This window comes from Streptomyces phaeofaciens (assembly GCF_014648915.1).
GTDB lineage: Bacteria > Actinomycetota > Actinomycetes > Streptomycetales > Streptomycetaceae > Streptomyces > Streptomyces phaeofaciens.
In genome coordinates, this window is sequence record NZ_BMSA01000064.1 from 1 (window position 1) to 15,778 (window position 15,778).

General features: G+C 74.0%; 14 protein-coding genes. 4 read left to right on the forward strand and 10 right to left on the reverse strand.

What is annotated here, in order from left to right:
• The first annotated feature begins 193 nt into the window (after positions 1-193).
• The gene (locus IE275_RS44830) at positions 194-1,576 is read left to right on the forward strand and encodes an FAD-binding oxidoreductase (RefSeq protein WP_189718472.1); all 1,383 of its coding nucleotides are present in this window, start codon (positions 194-196) and stop codon (positions 1,574-1,576) included.
• A 96-nt stretch (positions 1,577-1,672) separates the two neighbouring features.
• The gene (locus tag IE275_RS44835; RefSeq protein ID WP_189718473.1) at positions 1,673-3,313 is read left to right on the forward strand and encodes a PucR family transcriptional regulator; all 1,641 of its coding nucleotides are present in this window, start codon (positions 1,673-1,675) and stop codon (positions 3,311-3,313) included.
• A gap of 18 nt (positions 3,314-3,331) precedes the next feature.
• On the opposite strand, the gene IE275_RS44840 is transcribed toward IE275_RS44835, so the two are convergent.
• From IE275_RS44840 to IE275_RS44860, 5 genes are all read right to left on the reverse strand, one after another.
• On the reverse strand, positions 3,332-4,459 hold the full coding sequence (locus IE275_RS44840; RefSeq protein WP_229871389.1) for a glycosyltransferase family 4 protein: 1,128 nt from the start codon (positions 4,457-4,459) through the stop codon (positions 3,332-3,334).
• A gap of 362 nt (positions 4,460-4,821) precedes the next feature.
• Entirely contained in the window at positions 4,822-6,540 is a 1,719-nt protein-coding gene (recN, locus tag IE275_RS44845) for a DNA repair protein RecN (protein WP_189718484.1), read from the reverse strand.
• A gap of 91 nt (positions 6,541-6,631) precedes the next feature.
• Positions 6,632-7,537, reverse strand: coding sequence for an NAD kinase (locus IE275_RS44850; protein ID WP_189718475.1), 906 nt, complete (start codon positions 7,535-7,537; stop codon positions 6,632-6,634).
• Positions 7,534-8,349 carry a TlyA family RNA methyltransferase gene (locus IE275_RS44855; protein WP_189718476.1) on the reverse strand — a complete coding sequence of 272 codons (816 nt, stop codon included), beginning with the start codon at positions 8,347-8,349 and terminating at the stop codon, positions 7,534-7,536. Before IE275_RS44855 ends, IE275_RS44850 begins: the two co-directional genes overlap by 4 nt.
• A gap of 7 nt (positions 8,350-8,356) precedes the next feature.
• On the reverse strand, positions 8,357-8,629 hold the full coding sequence (locus IE275_RS44860) for a hypothetical protein (RefSeq protein ID WP_189718477.1): 273 nt from the start codon (positions 8,627-8,629) through the stop codon (positions 8,357-8,359).
• Positions 8,630-8,671: 42 nt separating this feature from the next.
• Here IE275_RS44860 and IE275_RS44865 point away from each other — a divergent pair, with 42 nt between their 5' ends.
• On the forward strand, positions 8,672-9,019 hold the full coding sequence (locus tag IE275_RS44865) for an SCP2 sterol-binding domain-containing protein (RefSeq protein ID WP_189718478.1): 348 nt from the start codon (positions 8,672-8,674) through the stop codon (positions 9,017-9,019).
• Here IE275_RS44865 and IE275_RS44870 read toward each other — a convergent pair.
• From IE275_RS44870 to IE275_RS44885, 4 genes are all read right to left on the reverse strand, one after another.
• On the reverse strand, positions 9,003-9,827 hold the full coding sequence (locus tag IE275_RS44870) for an ABC transporter ATP-binding protein (protein ID WP_189718479.1): 825 nt from the start codon (positions 9,825-9,827) through the stop codon (positions 9,003-9,005). The genes IE275_RS44865 and IE275_RS44870 overlap by 17 nt on opposite strands.
• A 140-nt stretch (positions 9,828-9,967) precedes the next feature.
• On the reverse strand, positions 9,968-11,014 hold the full coding sequence (locus IE275_RS44875; RefSeq protein ID WP_229871392.1) for a FecCD family ABC transporter permease: 1,047 nt from the start codon (positions 11,012-11,014) through the stop codon (positions 9,968-9,970).
• 59 nt (positions 11,015-11,073) lie between these two features.
• The gene (locus IE275_RS44880; protein WP_189718481.1) at positions 11,074-12,117 is read right to left on the reverse strand and encodes a FecCD family ABC transporter permease; all 1,044 of its coding nucleotides are present in this window, start codon (positions 12,115-12,117) and stop codon (positions 11,074-11,076) included.
• 89 nt (positions 12,118-12,206) lie between these two features.
• Positions 12,207-13,244, reverse strand: coding sequence for an HAD hydrolase-like protein (locus IE275_RS44885; protein WP_189718482.1), 1,038 nt, complete (start codon positions 13,242-13,244; stop codon positions 12,207-12,209).
• Positions 13,245-13,317: 73 nt separating this feature from the next.
• On the opposite strand from IE275_RS44885, the gene IE275_RS44890 reads away from it, so the two are divergent.
• Positions 13,318-14,601, forward strand: a complete 1,284-nt coding sequence (locus IE275_RS44890; protein ID WP_189718483.1) for a DUF1015 domain-containing protein — start codon at positions 13,318-13,320, stop codon at positions 14,599-14,601.
• A gap of 70 nt (positions 14,602-14,671) precedes the next feature.
• Here the strand turns inward: IE275_RS44890 and IE275_RS44895 are convergent, their stop codons facing one another.
• Positions 14,672-15,514 carry a hypothetical protein gene (locus IE275_RS44895; RefSeq protein ID WP_194539874.1) on the reverse strand — a complete coding sequence of 281 codons (843 nt, stop codon included), beginning with the start codon at positions 15,512-15,514 and terminating at the stop codon, positions 14,672-14,674.
• Positions 15,515-15,778: the final 264 nt, after the last annotated feature.

Genomic DNA, 15,778 nt, shown 5'->3' on the forward strand with positions numbered 1-15,778 from the left:
GCAGGCCTTCAGCCACGTCCCGCTGATCGACACCGCCCTGCGCCTGACGGCGTCCGGCGCGTACGGCGGCTGACGTCCTTTCCAGTCGCTGAAGTCCTTACGAGACGCTGACGGGCGGGCCCCTGAACAGGCCCGCCCCAGCCCGCCCGCCTACGCTGGAGCCAACAGCCCCTGCACGGAAGGGGGCGCCTCCATGGCCTCCCCATCGAAGGCGGGCGCGGCTCTCGCCGCCCTCCGCGAGGATCTGGTCGGCGACGTGTTCGCCCCGGAAGACACGGGCTACGACGAGGCCCGGACCGTCTTCAACTCGATGATCGACCGGCGTCCCGCGGTGATCGCCCAGTGCGTGGACGAGACCGACGTCGTACGGTCCGTGCGGTTCGCCCGTGACCTGGACCTGCCGATCGCGGTACGCGGCGGCGGGCACAGCGTGGCGGGCAGCGCGCTGGGCGACGGAGCCGTCGTGGTCGATCTGCGTCATATGCGCGCGGTCACCGTCGATCCGGCCGCCCAGGCGGCACGGATCGCGGGCGGCGCCACGATGAGCGACCTGGACCGCGCCTGCGAGCCGCACGCGCTCGCCACGACCGGCGGCCGTGCCTCCACCACCGGGGTCGGCGGTTTCGTCCTCGGCGGCGGCACGGGCTGGCTGGACCGCCGTTACGGCCTCGCGGTCGACAACCTGCTCGGTGTCGAGCTGGTCACCGCGGACGGCCGCCGGGTGCACGCCGACGCGGACGACAACGCCGACCTGTTCTGGGCCCTGCACGGCGGCGGCGGCAACTTCGGCGTCGCCACCGCGCTCACCCTGAAGCTGCACGAACTGCCCCGGTTCGCCATCGCGCTGCTGCTCTACCTCCCCGAGTTCGGCCGGGAGGCCGCCCGCACCTACCGCGACCTGATGGCGACCGCCCCGGACGAGGCGAGCGGCGCCGTCCTCTACGTGACCGGCCCGCCCGAGGAGTTCGTCCCGCCGCACCTGGTCGGCTCCCTGCTGTGCGGGGTGCTGCTGACCTACGCCGGATCCGAGGCCGACATGCGCAAGGTGGCCGAGCCGCTGCTGGCCCTGCCGCACGAGGCGGAGGTCGTCGGCGCGATGCCGTACGCGGACGTGCAGTGCATGCTCGACGATCCGCCGGGGATGCGGAACTACTGGTCGGCGGAGTACCTGACCGGCGCCCCCGACGACTACGTCGAGACCTTCTGCGCCCGCGGCGAGGCTCTCCCCGTGCCGACGGGCACCCTGCACGCGCTGTTCCCGCAGGGCGGCGCGATCGCCGCCGGACCGCACGAGTACCCGGTGCCGTACCGGGACGCGCCCTGGGGCGTGCACCCCTTCGGGCTGTGGGAGGACCCGGCCGACGACGAACGGTGCATCCAGTGGGTGCGGGACGTCCGTGCCGACGCGCAGCCGTGGAGCACGGGCGCGGTCTACCTCAACTTCATCGGCGACGAGGGCGCCGACCGGGTGGTGGCCGGACTGGGCGCCGAGAACGCCCGGCGCATGGCGCAGGTCAAGCGGGAGTACGACCCCGACAACGTCTTCCGCTTCAACCACAACATCAAGCCGGCCTGAGCACCGTCCCGGCACCGGCCGCCGCCACCCGCCCGCGCGCCGCCCGATCCGGCCCGCGGATGTTGCCGGGACGTCCGCGCAGGTAGCGTCCGCTGCATGGACAGCACGGACCACCGATTCGACAGCCAGGGCGCGGGCATCACCGTGCAGCGCGCGCTGGAACTGCCCGGCCTGCGCAGCGGGCTCCCCGAGATCCTCGCGGGCGGCGACCGGCTGGGGCGGACGGTGCGCTGGGTGCACGCGGGCGAGGTCCCGAACATCGCCTCGCTGCTCAAGGGCGGCGAGCTGCTGCTGACCACCGGCTACGGTCTCGGCACCCGTCCGGCCGAGCAGCGGGCGTTCGTCCGCACGCTGGCCGAGCGGGGCATCGCCGCGCTGGTGATGGAGCTGGGCCCGCGCTTCACCCGGCTGCCCGCGGCCCTGGTGGAGACGGCACGGGCGACCGGGCTGCCGCTGGTCCAACTCCACCGCGAGGTGCCGTTCGTGACGGTGACGGAGGAGATCCACACCGAGATCGTCAACGGTCACTACGCCCTGCTCCAGCGGGCCGAGGAGGTCCACCGCCGCTGTACGGAGGCGCTGCTGGGCGGTGGCGGGATCCCCCAGGTGCTGGGCATCCTGGCGGACTTCAGCGGCAACCCGGTGTTCCTGGAGACGACGGACGGACAGCTGCTGTACGCGGCCGGGGAGGGCCCGGAGGGGGCGGATCCGCTCCAGGTGTGGGAGGGGATGCGCGGCCCGCACAAGGACGCCCCGCCGCCCGCCGGTTCGGTGCTGGTGGACGTGCCCGGCGGTGGACCGGGGGCGGGTTCGGTGCGCGCCCGGCTCGTGACGCTTCCCGTGCGCGCCCCTCTCGCACCGGTGCACCGGATCGCCGCCGAGCGGGCCGCCGGGATCCTGGCCGTGGTGCTGATGCAGGCCCGCCAGGAGGAGGAGCTGGCGGCGCGCGGCCGGGGCGACTTCCTCACGGACCTCGCCGAGGGCCGGATCGCGCCGGAGGACGCCCCGGCGCAGGCCCGCGTCCTCGGCTTCAAGCCCGGCTCGGGACCGCTGCTGCCGGTCGTCATGCGGCTCGGCGACACGCTCTCGCCCGGCGGAGGCTGGGCGGTGCTGGCCCGCGCGGTCGCGGAGGAGCTGGCGTCGGTGGGCGTGCCGGTGCTGCTCGGTGTGCGTCCGGTGGAGGGCCGGGTGCCGCTGCTGCTGGGCCTGCGGTCGGAGTCGGAGCGCTCGGCGGTGGCCGACCGGGTCGCGGCGGCACTGCGGGCGGGCGTGGAGCGGGCCGGGATGCAGCGTCCGGGAGCCCTGCCGCCGGTCGTGGTGGTCGGGGTCGCGGGCGGCTGGGCGGCGGCCTCGGCGGGCCTGAGACACGCGGCGGAGACGGCGACCGCCGCCCAGGGTCTGACGGACCGCCCCTGGTACGACGCCCGCCGCCTCGACATCGACCTGCTGTTGTGGCGGCTGCGCGACCACCCCGACCTGGCGGCGTTCGTGGACCGGGCGATCGGGCCGGTCCGCGACCACGACCAGCGTTCCAAGCCGCCGCTGCTGCCCACCCTGGAGACGTATCTGGCGCATGCGGGCCGCAAGGCGGAGACGGCCCGCGAGCTGCACCTCAACCGGCAGACGCTCTACAACCGGCTCGCCCGCATAGGGGAGTTGCTGGGCACGGACCTCGACGACCCGCAGACCGTGCTGGCGTTGAGCCTGGCCCTGCGGGCCCGCCGGCACGTGACGTGAACCGGTGCGGAAACCGGTTCAGATCATCGGCCGGGGCTGCGTCAGCTCGTCGTAGACGCTGAGGACCTGGGCGACGGTCTCGTCCTCGGTGGGCCAGGTGGCCGTCTGCCGGGTGCCCAGGTCCCGCAGCGCCTCGCACCGTCCGGGGTCGCCGAGCAGCCGTACGACGGCGTCGGAGAAGGCCTCCGTGTCGTCGGCCGGCACCAGTTCGGCGGCGTCGCCGACGAGTTCGCGGATCCCGCCGGCCAGCGCCGCGACGAGCGGCACGCGCGCGTGGAGGGCCTCCTGCGCCAGGACCGACCGGGACTCCCCGCGCCCGGGCAGCAGCGCGAGGTCGGCGGCGGCCAGCAGCTCACCGACGTCGTCCCGCCGCCCGACCAGCCGCACCGGCAGCTCCTCGTCCTCGATCCGGCCCTGGAGCTCCGCCCGCAGCGGGCCCTCGCCCGCGACGACCACCAGCGGCACGGGATCGAGACCGCGCCACCCGCGCGCGGCGTCCAGCAGCAGGTCGTAGCCGCGGTGGCGGTCCAGGGAGCCGACGGCCATGAGCAACGGCCGCCCGATCGCGCCGAGTTCGGCCCGCACCTTGGGATGCGGGGGCTCGGCGTCGTCATGGCTGTCGGCCGGACGGGGGCCGGGCAGCGCCACGGCCGCCAGCCGCGCGTCCCGGGCGCCCGTACGGCGGGCCCGGTCCACGAGTTCGGACGTCGTCCCGAGCACCACCGCCGCCGCCCGCGCCACCCTGCGCTCCAGCAGCCGCCGCAGATGCGCCCGGGCCCCTTCGGCGTGCGCCCGGTTGTGCCAGGTCACGACGAGCGGGGTGCCGCGGCCGCTGAGCGCGAGGACGGCCCGGAAGGAGGCGTGCAGGCCGTGCGCGTGGACCAGGTCGGCGTCCGTGCAGGCCGCCCGCAGAGCCGCCACGGACCCGGGGTCGCTGCTGCGCGGCACGTGCACGTGTTCGGCGCCGGCGCCCGTGAAGTCGTAGGTGTGATCGGCGCCGACAGGGGCGCACACCGTCACCCGCACGCCCCGTGCGACGAGCCCCGCTGCCAGGGAGCGCACGTGTGCGCTGCTGCCGGCGTTGCCGCCGCCCAGCACCTGCACGGTGCGCAGCGACGACTGGCCGTGCGGTGAGTGGCTGCTCACGTGGCCGGGGCTCCTGGGTCGGCGTCGGTCGGTCACGACGAAAGTACAGAAGGACCGGGCGGAGGGGTGAACCGCTCGGGTTCCTCCACGTATTACGCCCAAGGATGCCAGCACGCACGGGTGTTCCGTGCCGCCGATCGCCCCGGCACCCGGCGACACGGCGGCCCAAGTCACCCACACGAGTGAGAGAAGTCCGGGTTCCGTTCGATTGAGTCCGGTCCGGACGACAACGACGACCGGCCCGGACGACAACGGGTGCGGTCCGGACGGCAACGAGTGCGGCCCGGACGGCAACGAGTGCGGGGCGGGCCGGAACCCGAAGGTCCCGCTCCCGCCCCGCACCCGACCGGGTGGCTCCCGCGCTACGCGTCCGCGCGGGCCGCCGCCAGCAGCTCCTCCGCGTGGGCCCTGGCCGTCTCCGAGTCCTCCTGGCCGGCGAGCATCCGGGACAGCTCCCGGATCCGCTCCTCCCCCTCCAGGACCTTCACACCGGACCGGGTCACCGACCCGTCGTTGGTCTTCTCCACCAGCAGTTGCCGGTCGGCGAACGCGGCGACCTGCGGAAGGTGGGTGACCACCACGACCTGCGCGCTCCTGGCGAGCTTCGCGAGGCGCCGCCCGATCTCCACGGCCGCCTTGCCGCCCACCCCCGCGTCGACCTCGTCGAAGAGGTACGTCGGCACGGGGTCCGTCCCCGCGAACACCACCTCGACGGCGAGCATCACCCGCGACAGCTCACCCCCGGACGCGCCCTTGGCGATGGGCCGCGGCGGCGCTCCCGGATGCGGGGCGAGCAGCAGCTCGACCTCGTCGGCACCGGACGCCCCGTAGGCGACCGCCCGCCCGCCGACCTCCACGCCCTCCGGGTCCTCGGTCTGCCGGATCGCGAACGACACGCGCGCGTGGGGCATCGCCAGCGACGCCAGCTCGGCGGTCACCGCGGCGGCGAACCGCTCGGCGGCCTCCGTGCGCGCGTCGGTCAGCGCCTGCGCGAGACCGCCCAGCTCGGACCGCAGCGCGTCCCGTTCGGCGGTCAGCTCGTCGATCCGCTCGTCGTCGCCGTCCAGCGCGGTGAGCCGCTCTGCGCCCTGCTCGGCCCAGGCCAGGACGGCGGACACGTCCTGCCCGTACTTCCGGGTGAGCGCGGTCAGCGCGGCGCGCCGCTCCTCCACGGCCCCCAGCCGCAGCGGATCGGCGTCCAGGTCGTCGGCGTACCCCGCCAGCTCCCCCGCCACGTCACCGAGCAGGATCCCGATCTCGCCGATCCGGTCGGCGAGCGCGGACAGCGCCGGGTCGTGCGACCGGACGGCCTCCAGGGCCCGCTGGGCGCCCGCGACGAGCGTCGCCGCGTCGATGCTCTCGGGATCCTCCGGATTGCCCGCGAGAGCCGCGTGAGCGGCCGCGGCGGCCACGGACAGCGCCTCCGCGTGCCCGAGCCGCTCCGCCTCCTCCGCCAGCTCCGTGTCCTCCCCGGCCCGCGGCTCGACAGCCGCGATCTCGTCGAGCCCGAAGCGCAGCATGTCGGCCTCCTGGGCCCGCTCACGCGCCCGGGTGACGATCTCGTCCAGCTCGACGGCCACGGCCCGCAGCCGCCGGTACGCCTCGGTGTACTTGGCCAGCGGCACGGTGACGGCGTCCCCGGCGTACCGGTCCAGCGCCTGCCGCTGCCGGGACAGCTTCAGCAGCCCCTGCTGGTCGGTCTGCCCGTGCACGGCGACCAGCTCGTCCGCCAGCTCGGCCAGCACACCGACCGGCACGCTCCGCCCGCCGACGTGTGCCCGTGAGCGCCCCTCGGCGGAAACGGTACGGCTGATCAGCAGCGCCCCGTCGTCCAGCTCGGCCCCGGCCTCCTCGGCCCGGACCACCACCGAGGCGCCCGGGGGCACGGAGATCCGCCCCTCCACGACCGCCCGCTCGGCCCCGATCCGCACCAGCGCGGGATCGGCACGCCCGCCCAGCAGCAGCCCGAGGCTGGTGACCACCATGGTCTTGCCCGCACCCGTCTCACCGGTGACGGCGGTGAAGCCGGGCGACAGCTCGACGACAGCGTCGTCGATGACTCCGAGCGACCGTATCCGCATCTCCTCCAACACGAGGAAGACCTTACGAGGTCGGGCGGAGAAAGCGCGAGGCGCCCCGTCACCCGGGCGGGTGGACGTCCCCGGGACCGCCCTAGTGCCGGGCCCCCCGCCACCCCGAGACGGGCAGCGCGAACTTCGCCACGAGCCGGTCGGTGAACGACGCGTGATGCAGCCGGGCCAGCCGTACCGGCACCGCGCCCCGCCGCACCTCGACCCGGGCCCCCGGCGGCAGCTCGAAGGTCCGCCGCCCGTCGCACCACAGCACCCCGGGCGGAATGTGCGGCAGCAGCTCCACGGCGAGCACCGAGTTCGGCGAGGTCACGAGCGGCTTGGCGAACAGCGCGTGCGCGCTGATCGGCACCATCAGCAGCGCCTCCACCTCGGGCCACACCACGGGCCCGCCGGCGGAGAACGCGTAGGCGGTGGACCCGGTCGGCGTCGACAGGACGATCCCGTCGCACCCGAACCCGGTCACCGGCCGCCCGTCGATCTCCAGCACGACCTCGAGCAGCTTCTCCGCGCCGGCCTTCTGCACCGCCGCCTCGTTCAGCGCCCAGTCCGTGTGCACGATGTCCCCGTTGCGGTGCACGACGACATCGACGGTCATCCGCTCCTCGACCTCGTACGCCCGGGAGACGACCCGGTCGACGACCTTGTCGAGATCGTCCCGCTCGGCCTCGGCGAGGAACCCGACACTGCCCAGGTTGACGCCGAGCATCGGCACCCCGGACGCCCGGGCGAACTCGGCGCCGCGCAGCAGGGTGCCGTCACCGCCGAGGACGATGAGCAGCTCGCACCCCTCCAGGCACTGCGGCGTGGCCTCGGAGACCAGCTCCACCTCGTCCGGCACATGCAGGTCGGCCGCCTCGTACTCCAGGACGCGCACCCCGATGCCCTCGCGCAGCAGCCCCTTCACCACCAGTTCCGCGCTGCGGATCGCGGCCGGCCGGCCCGTGTGGGCGAGCAGGAAAACGGTACGAGTTCGGTTCGGTGTCAACGCGGCCCCTCCGCCACTGCACGGTCAACGTCCGCCGGGTCCAGGGCAGGCGCCCCGGCCCGGAGCCACAGAAAGTACTCGACATTGCCCGAGGGCCCGGGCAGCGGACTGGCGGTGACACCCTTCACGCCCAGCCCCAGGTCCCACGCCTTCCCGGCGACGCCGCGCACCGCCTCGGCCCGCAGCTGCGGGCTGCGTACGACGCCCCCGCTGCCGAGCCGTTCCTTCCCCACCTCGAACTGCGGCTTGACCATCATGACCAGATCCGCGTCCGGCCCGGTGCACCGCGCCAGGGCCGGCAGCACCAGCCCCAGCGGAATGAAGGACAAGTCCCCCACGACAAGATCCACAGGCTCCCCATCGATCGCTTCAAGCGTCAACTCGCGTACGTTCGTACGGTCCTTGACGGTGACGCGTTCATCGCTCTGCAGAGACCAGGCGAGTTGTCCGTATCCGACGTCGACGGCGACGACGTGCGCGGCCCCCGCCCGCAGCAGCACGTCCGTGAACCCGCCGGTGGACGCGCCGGCGTCCAGCGCCCGCCGCCCCTCCACCAGGAGCCCCTGGGGCACGAACGCGGCCAGCGCCCCGGCGAGCTTGTGCCCGCCCCGGGAGACGTAGTCGGGATCGGCGTCGTCGACGGCGACGACGATCGCGGCGGCCGTCTCCACCTGGGTGGCCGGCTTGGTCGCGACGGTCTTGCCGACGCTGACCCGGCCGGCGGCGATCAGCTGCCCGGCGTGCTCGCGCGAGCGCGCGAGCTTCCGGCGGACCAGCTCCGCGTCCAGACGGCGACGAGCGACTCCTGCCACGTTCGGTTCAGCTCCTGTGTCCGTACGGCGTCGGGGGCGCCGGAGGTCCCGGGCGGGCGTCGAGCGCGGTGAGCGCGTCGCGCAGCCCCCGGTGTACATCCTCGTACACCTCGACGTGTCCGTCGGTGGCGAGGTGGTCGGCGTCGGCCAGCCGGTCCAGCCGGGCGTCGACCTCGGCGTGCCCGGTGGGGACCCGGGGTACGGCCAGCGGGGCGGGCGCGGCGGGGTCGTCCGCCCGCTCCTCCGGCACACTCTCCGGCTCCGGCACTGTGTCGCTCATGCCCAGACGCTACCGCGAACCCCTGGGGTACCGTCGATCGCGATGGCGACGATCGAGGAGTGCCGCGCGGCACTCGAGAAGCTCTCGGACAACATGGGCAGCGCCGAAGGGGACGTCCGCACGGCCGCCTCCCTGGACCGCTCGGTGAGCTGCCGGATCACCGACCTGGACGTCACGTTCGTCGGCCGGATGACCGGCGGCCGGATCGTGGTGCGGGACACCCTTCAGGGCCCTCCCCCGGAGAAGGCCCAGATCAGGCTGACGATGACCGGCGACGACCTGGTCTCGCTGGTCGACGGCGAGCTGAACTTCGCCAAGGCCTGGGGCTCGGGCCGGGTGAAGCTCGAGGCGGGCCTGCGCGATCTGCTCCACCTCAGGAGGCTTCTGTGACGGCCGGCTGCCCGGCCCGCACCCGTGCCTTGCGGGCCGCCGGCACCACCAGCGGCGTCCCCGTCTCGGGATCGTCGATGACCTGACAGCCCAGCCCGAAGACCCGCTCGACCAGCTCGGCCGTGACGATGTCGTTCGGCGCGCCCTGCGCGATGACCTCGCCGCCCTTCAGCGCGATCAGATGCGTGGCGTACCGGGCCGCGTGGTTGAGGTCGTGCAGGACGGCGACGAGCGTGCGGCCCTGCTCCTCGTGCAGCTCGGCGCAGAGGTCGAGGACGTCGATCTGGTGCTGGATGTCGAGGTAGGTGGTCGGCTCGTCGAGCAGCAGCAGCGGCGTCTGCTGGGCGAGCGCCATCGCGATCCACACCCGCTGGCGCTGGCCGCCGGACAGCTCGTCGACGTACCGGTCGGCGAGCTCGGCGACGCCGGTCTGCGCCATGGACTCCTGGACGACCCGCTCGTCCTCGGCCGACCACTGGCGCAGGATGCCCTGGTGCGGGTAGCGGCCGCGGCCCACCAGGTCGGCGACGGTGATCCCGTCCGGCGCGATGGACGACTGCGGCAGCAGGCCGAGGGTGCGCGCGACCTTCTTCGCCGGCATCGACTGGATGACCTGCCCGTCGAGCAGCACCCGGCCCTGCGAGGGCTTCAGCATCCGCGACAGCGCCCGCAGGAGCGTCGACTTGCCGCACGCGTTGGGACCGACGATCACCGTGAAGGAGTTGTCGGGTATCTCCACGGACAGCTGTTCGGCGATGACCCGCTGGTCGTAGGCGAGGGTGACGTTCTCGGCGGACAGGCGGTTCACGATGCTCCTTGGATTGTTCCGGTCTGCCGGGCGGCTCCGGTCGGCTGCCGGGCGGCTCCGGTCGACTGCCGGGCGGCTCCGGTCGACTGCCGGGCGGCTCCGGTCGACTGCCGGGCGGCTCCGGTCGACTGCCGAGCCGCTCATATCCGGCCCGCCTTGCGCTCGGTGACCAGGAGCCACAGCAGGTAGACCCCGCCCAGCACACCGGTGACCACGCCCACGGGCAGCTGCCCGTCGCCGAAGAGACGCTGCGCGGCCCAGTCGGCGGTGACCAGCAGGGCGGCGCCCATGAACAGGGACGGCACGAGGTTGGGGCCCGGTGAGCGGGTCAGCCGCCGGGCGAGCTGCGGCGCGGTGAGCGCCACGAAGCTGACGGGGCCCGCGGCGGCGGTGGCGGCGGCGGTCAGCAGGACGGCGGAGACCAGCAGCAGCATCCGTACCCGCTCCACCGGCACCCCGAGGGCGTGGGAGACGTCGTCGCCCATCTCCATCATCCGAAGGCCCCGCGCGTTGGCGAGGACCAGCGGAACCAGCAGCAGGCACAGCCACAGCAGCGGCCAGACCTGGTTCCAGTCCCGGCCGTCGAGCGTGCCGGTCATCCAGACGACCGCGCGGGCCGCGTCGACGAAGTCGGCCTTGGTGAGCAGATAGCCGTTGACGGCGGTCGCGACCGCCGAGACGCCGATGCCGACCAGCACCAGCCGGTAGCCGTGCACGCCCTGCTTCCACGCCAGCAGGTAGATCAGCGCACCGGTCACCAGACCGCCGACCAGGGCGCCGATCGTGACCTGGGCGGCGCTCCCGGAGAACAGCACGATCATCACGAGCGCGCCGGCCGTCGCCCCCTGCCCGAGCCCCAGCACGTCCGGGCTGCCCAGCGGGTTGCGGGAGACGGCCTGGAACAGCGCTCCGCCGAGTCCCAGCGAGGCCCCGACCAGCAGCCCGACCAGGACCCGCGGCAGCCGCAGCTCGTTGACGATGAACTCCTGGCCCGCGGTGCCCTCGCCGAACAGCGTCCGCACCACGTCCCCGGACGAGATCGGGAAGTCGCCGGTGCCGATCAGCACCACGCTCGCGGCGAACGCGGCGGCCATCAGCAGGACGACGACGACCAGCGCTCGCACGTCCAGCCTGACCGACGCTCCGCCCGGTCCGCGCAGCGCACGGACCCCGCCCCTGGGTGCCACGGTCCTCCCCGCCTCCGCCGCCTGCTCCGCCGCTGCCGTCTTCCCTGTTCCTGCGGTCCTCACAGCTGGGCCGTCCTCCGGCGTCGTACGAGAAAGATGAAGACCGGCCCGCCGATGATCGCGGTGATGATGCCGACCTGGACCTCCGACGGACGGGCGACGACCCGGCCGAGCACATCGGAGCCGAGCAGCAGCACCGGCGACAGGATCGCCGCGTACGGCATGATCCAGCGCAGGTCGGGGCCGGTGAAGGAGCGGACCACGTGCGGGACCATCAGCCCCACGAACACGATCGGCCCGCAGGCGGCGGTCGCGGCACCGCACAGCACGGTGGCGGCGAGCATCGACAGCGCCCGGGTGCGGTTGAGGTCGGCGCCCAGCGCCTTGGCCGTGTCGTCGCCCATGGCCACCGCGTTCAGCGGCCGGGCGAGGCCCAGCGCGAGCAGCGTGCCCACGGCCAGGAACGGCAGCACCTGCCAGATGGTCTCGTCGCTCGCCGAGGACAGCGAACCCACCGTCCAGAACCGCATCCTGGCGAGCGCCGCGTCGTCCAGGATCATCACGGCCTGGAGATAGCCGTACAGCGCGGCACTGATCGCGGTGCCGGCCAGCGCCAGCCGCACCGGTGTGGCGCCCCGGCTCCCGCCGAGGAACCAGACCAGCGCGCCGACCGCGGCCGCGCCGAGGAAAGCGAACCACACATAGCCGTTCAGGCTGGTCACGCCGAAGAACGAGATCGCGGTGACGACCGCGGCCGAGGCCCCCGCGTTGAGGCCGAGAAGGCCGGGGTCGGCCAGCGGGTTGCGGGTGAGCGCCTGAAGCACCGACCCGGACAGACCCAGCGCCGCGCCGGCGAGCAGCCCCAGCACGGTCCGCGCCAGCCGCTCGTCGACGACGACGTCCGCGTACGTACCCGAGTCGGCGAACAGCCCGTGCCAGACCTGCGCCACGGACAGTTCCTTGGCGCCGATGGCGACGCTCGCCACCGCCACCAGCAGCAGGACCGCCACGGAGACGAGCAGACCGACGGAACGGACCACCCGGCGGTTCGGGGGCGCGGGGGCGGCTTCCGCGCGCTGTTCGGGAACACTGTCGACCAACACGCAGTTAGGTTAGCCTACCCTCCCCACCGGGCAGAATGCCTGGTCACAGGTCCGACCGGCTTCACCGGTTCACCACCTCGGGAACCGCCTCACAGCCCCAGCCGCGCCAGCGCCTTGCCGCCGTCCAGCGCGCAACTCCCCTCCCCCGCCGCCGTCCAGGCCACCGCGCACAACGCCCGCAACCCGTCCAGCGCGTCACCGTCGCCCTCCAGCTCCAGCACCGGGGCCCCCGTCGCACCCGCCGTCGCCGTCCAGCCCCCGCACCGGAACCCGGCACCGGAAGCCACCACCTCCGGCTGCCCGGTGAGCATCCCCCGCAGATCGGCGGCGACATACGTCGGCCGGTGCTGCGGCGGCGCCGCCAGCAGCAGCGCCCCGTCGGTGACCCCGGTGAGGACCAGCAGCGAGTCGACCTGCCCGTTGAACGCCCCCTCGATGTCGGTGTCCAGCCGATCCCCGACCACCAACGGCCGCTCCGCGCCCGTCCGCAGGATCGTCTCCCGGTGCATCGGGGGCAACGGCTTCCCCGCGACCTGCGGCTCGGCCCCGGTCGCGATCCGCACGACCTCCACCGCCGCACCGTTGCCCGGCGCGATCCCCCGACCGCTCGGAATCGTCAGATCGGTGTTGGACGCGAACCACGGCACCCCGCGCGCCACCGCGTACGACGCCTCCGCGAACCGTCCCCACGGCAGGTCCGGCCCGCCGAACCCCTGCACCACGGCCGCCGGATCGTCGTCCGCCGACTCCACCGGCACCAGCCCCCGCTCCCGCAGCGCGACCCGCAGCCCCTCGCCGCCGATCACCAGCACCCGCGCGCCGGCCGGCACCTGCTCACTGATCAGCCGGGCGACCGCCTGCGCCGAGGTGATGACGTCGTCCGCGTCCGTCGGTATCCCCAGCTCCGTCAGATGCCCGGCCACGGTGTCCGGCGTCCGCAGCGCGTTGTTGGTGACGTACGCCAGACGCATCCCGCCCGCCCGCGCCGTGGCCAGCGACTCGACGGCGTGCACGATCGCGTTCCCTCCCGCGTACACCACCCCGTCCAGATCGAGCAGCGCCGTGTCGTACGCCTCGCTCAGGGCCTGCCCACTGCCCTCGGGCCTCGTCCTGACGCTCCGGCTCATTCCACATCGCTCCTCGTTCGCTCCGCTTTCCCCCGATCATCGCGCATGCCACCGACAGACGTACGATGCCGGGATGAACTCAGCAGGTCACTCGGAAGCAACGGCGCCCCGAGGCCTGGAACTCACCCCGTTCCGAGGCCTGCGCTACGACCCCGACCGGGTCGGCAGCCTCGCCGCCGTCACCTCCCCGCCGTACGACGTCGTCGTCCGCCCCGACGGCCTGCACCATCTCCAGGACTCGGACCCCCACAACATCGTCCGGCTGATCCTTCCCCAGGCGACCACCCCCGACATCCGCAACGAACAGGCCGCCGACACCCTCCACCGCTGGCTCGCCGAGGGCGTCCTCACCACGGACCCCGAGCCCGCCCTGTACGTCTACGAGCAGAGCCACGCGGACGGCATGCTCCAGCGCGGCGTCATCGGCACCCTGCGCGTCTCCGACCCGGCGGAGGGCATCGTCCTCCCCCACGAGGACGTCATGCCGCACGTCGTCGCGGACCGCGCGGCCCTCATGCGGGCCACCCGCGCCAACCTCGAACCGCTGCTGCTCACCTACCGCGGCAACGGCACCGCGGCGGAGATCGTCGACCGCACCGCCGAGCGCCCCCCGCTCCTGTCCACCACCACGGACGACGGCTACAGCCACCGCCTCTGGGCCATCACCGACCCCACCGAGACGGCCCGCGTCCAGGCGGACCTCGCCCGCCACCAGGCCCTCATCGCCGACGGCCACCACCGCTGGGCGACCTACCTCCGGCTGCGCGCCGAGCACCCGTCCCCCGGCCCGTGGGACCACGGTCTGGTCCTTCTGGTCGACACCGCCCGCTACCCGCTGCGCGTCCGCGCCATCCACCGTCTCCTGCACGGTCTCCCGGTCGCCGACGCCCTGGCCGCCGTGGACGGCCTGTTCCGCGTCCGGCGTCTGGACGTCCCGCTGCCCCGGGCCCTCGACGTCCTGGCGGACGCGGCCTGCGCGGGCAACGCGTTCCTGCTGGCGGGCGACGGCGCCTTCCACCTCCTCGACCGTCCCGACCCGGCGTTCCTGGCCCGCACGGTCCCCCAGGAGCACCCCCCGGCCTGGCGCACCCTGGACGCCACCGTCCTGCACGCGGCCCTCCTGGACCACGTCTGGCACATCCCCGAGGACGATCCCACCCGCATCGCCTACATCCACGACACGGCCGCCACGGTCGAGAAGGCGGAACGCGACGGCGGTACGGCGGTCCTGCTGCACCCGGTCCGCGAGGAGGTCGTCCGCGACCTCGCCCGCCAGGGCGTCACGATGCCCCGCAAGTCGACGTCGTTCGGCCCGAAGCCGGCGTCCGGCCTGGTCCTGCGCGCACTGGACCTGTGAAACGCGAGAAGGGGCGGGACTCCGGCAGCTGCCGGGGTCCCGCCCCTTGTCGTGTCACGGGTGACGGACGTCAGTCCTTGTCGCCGTCCTCGTCACCGTCGTTCACCGGCTCGGCCACGGTCTTCTCGACCTCAGCCTCGGCCTCGACCTCGACGTCAGCCTCGGCCTCGACGTCAGCCTCGGCCTCGGCCTCGGCCTCGACAGCGGGCTCGACCTCAGCCTCGGGGCCGGTCTCGTCCAACGCGTCGACGAAGTCCACCCCGTCCATCTCGGCGAGCCGGTCGGAGGCGTCCGTGCTGCCGTCCCGGTCCGCCTCGACGGCCTTGGCGAACCACTCCCGCGCCTCGCCCTCACGCCCGGCCGCCAGCAACGCGTCGGCGTACGCGTACCGCAGTCGCGCGGTCCACGGCTGCACGGAGTTCGACGCCAGCTCGGGGCTCTGGAGCGTCACGATCGCCGCGTCGAGCTGATCCATGTCACGCCGGGCCCCGGCCGCGACGAGCCGCATCTCGACCTGGCCGGCCTTGTCGAGCTTGTTCACCTCGGGGGCACCGGCCATGTCCAGCGCCTTCTCCGGCCGCCCGAGCCCACGCTCGCAGTCGGCCATCACCGGCCACAGCTCCACCGAACCGGTCATCCGCCGCGCGGCCCGGAACTCGGCGAGCGCCTCGCTGTACTTCTGGTTGGCGTACGCCGCGAACCCGGCGGCCTCCCGCACCGCGGCGACCCGCGACGCCAGCCGCAGCGCCACCTTGGAGTACCCGTACGCGCCCTCGGGGTCCTCGTCGATCAGCCGCGCGACCATCACCAGGTTCCGGGCGACGTCCTCGGCAAGCCCCTTCGGCAGGCTCTGAAGCTCCTGCCGTACGTCCTTGTCGATCTCGTCGCCGGTGACGTCCTCGGCGATGGGCAGCCGCTTGATCGGCTCACGCTCGCGGTCACGGTCCCGGTCGTCACGGAACCGGCCGCCGCCACGGCGGTCGTCGCCGCGCCGGTCGTCACGCCGGTCGTCCCGTCCACGGAACCCACCGGGCCTGGCACCACCGCGGTCGTCCCGACGGAAGGGCGGCCGACCGCCACGGTCGTCGCCCCGACGGTCGTCACGGCGGTCATCGCGGCGATCGTCACGGCGGTCGTCGCGACGGAAGGGCGGACGGTCGCCGCCACGGTTGTCGTC

Bases quoted from the DNA above. Each gene is read 5' to 3' on its own strand.
- IE275_RS44885 (WP_189718482.1), bottom strand. From the start codon at position 13,244: ATGAGCCGGAGCGTCAGGACGAGGCCCGAGGGCAGTGGGCAGGCCCTG.
- recN (WP_189718484.1), bottom strand. From the start codon at position 6,540: ATGCGGATACGGTCGCTCGGAGTCATCGACGACGCTGTCGTCGAGCTG.
- IE275_RS44860 (WP_189718477.1), bottom strand. From the start codon at position 8,629: ATGAGCGACACAGTGCCGGAGCCGGAGAGTGTGCCGGAGGAGCGGGCG.
- IE275_RS44835 (WP_189718473.1), top strand. From the start codon at position 1,673: ATGGACAGCACGGACCACCGATTCGACAGCCAGGGCGCGGGCATCACC.
- IE275_RS44890 (WP_189718483.1), top strand. From the start codon at position 13,318: ATGAACTCAGCAGGTCACTCGGAAGCAACGGCGCCCCGAGGCCTGGAA.
- IE275_RS44830 (WP_189718472.1), top strand. From the start codon at position 194: ATGGCCTCCCCATCGAAGGCGGGCGCGGCTCTCGCCGCCCTCCGCGAG.
- IE275_RS44865 (WP_189718478.1), top strand. From the start codon at position 8,672: ATGGCGACGATCGAGGAGTGCCGCGCGGCACTCGAGAAGCTCTCGGAC.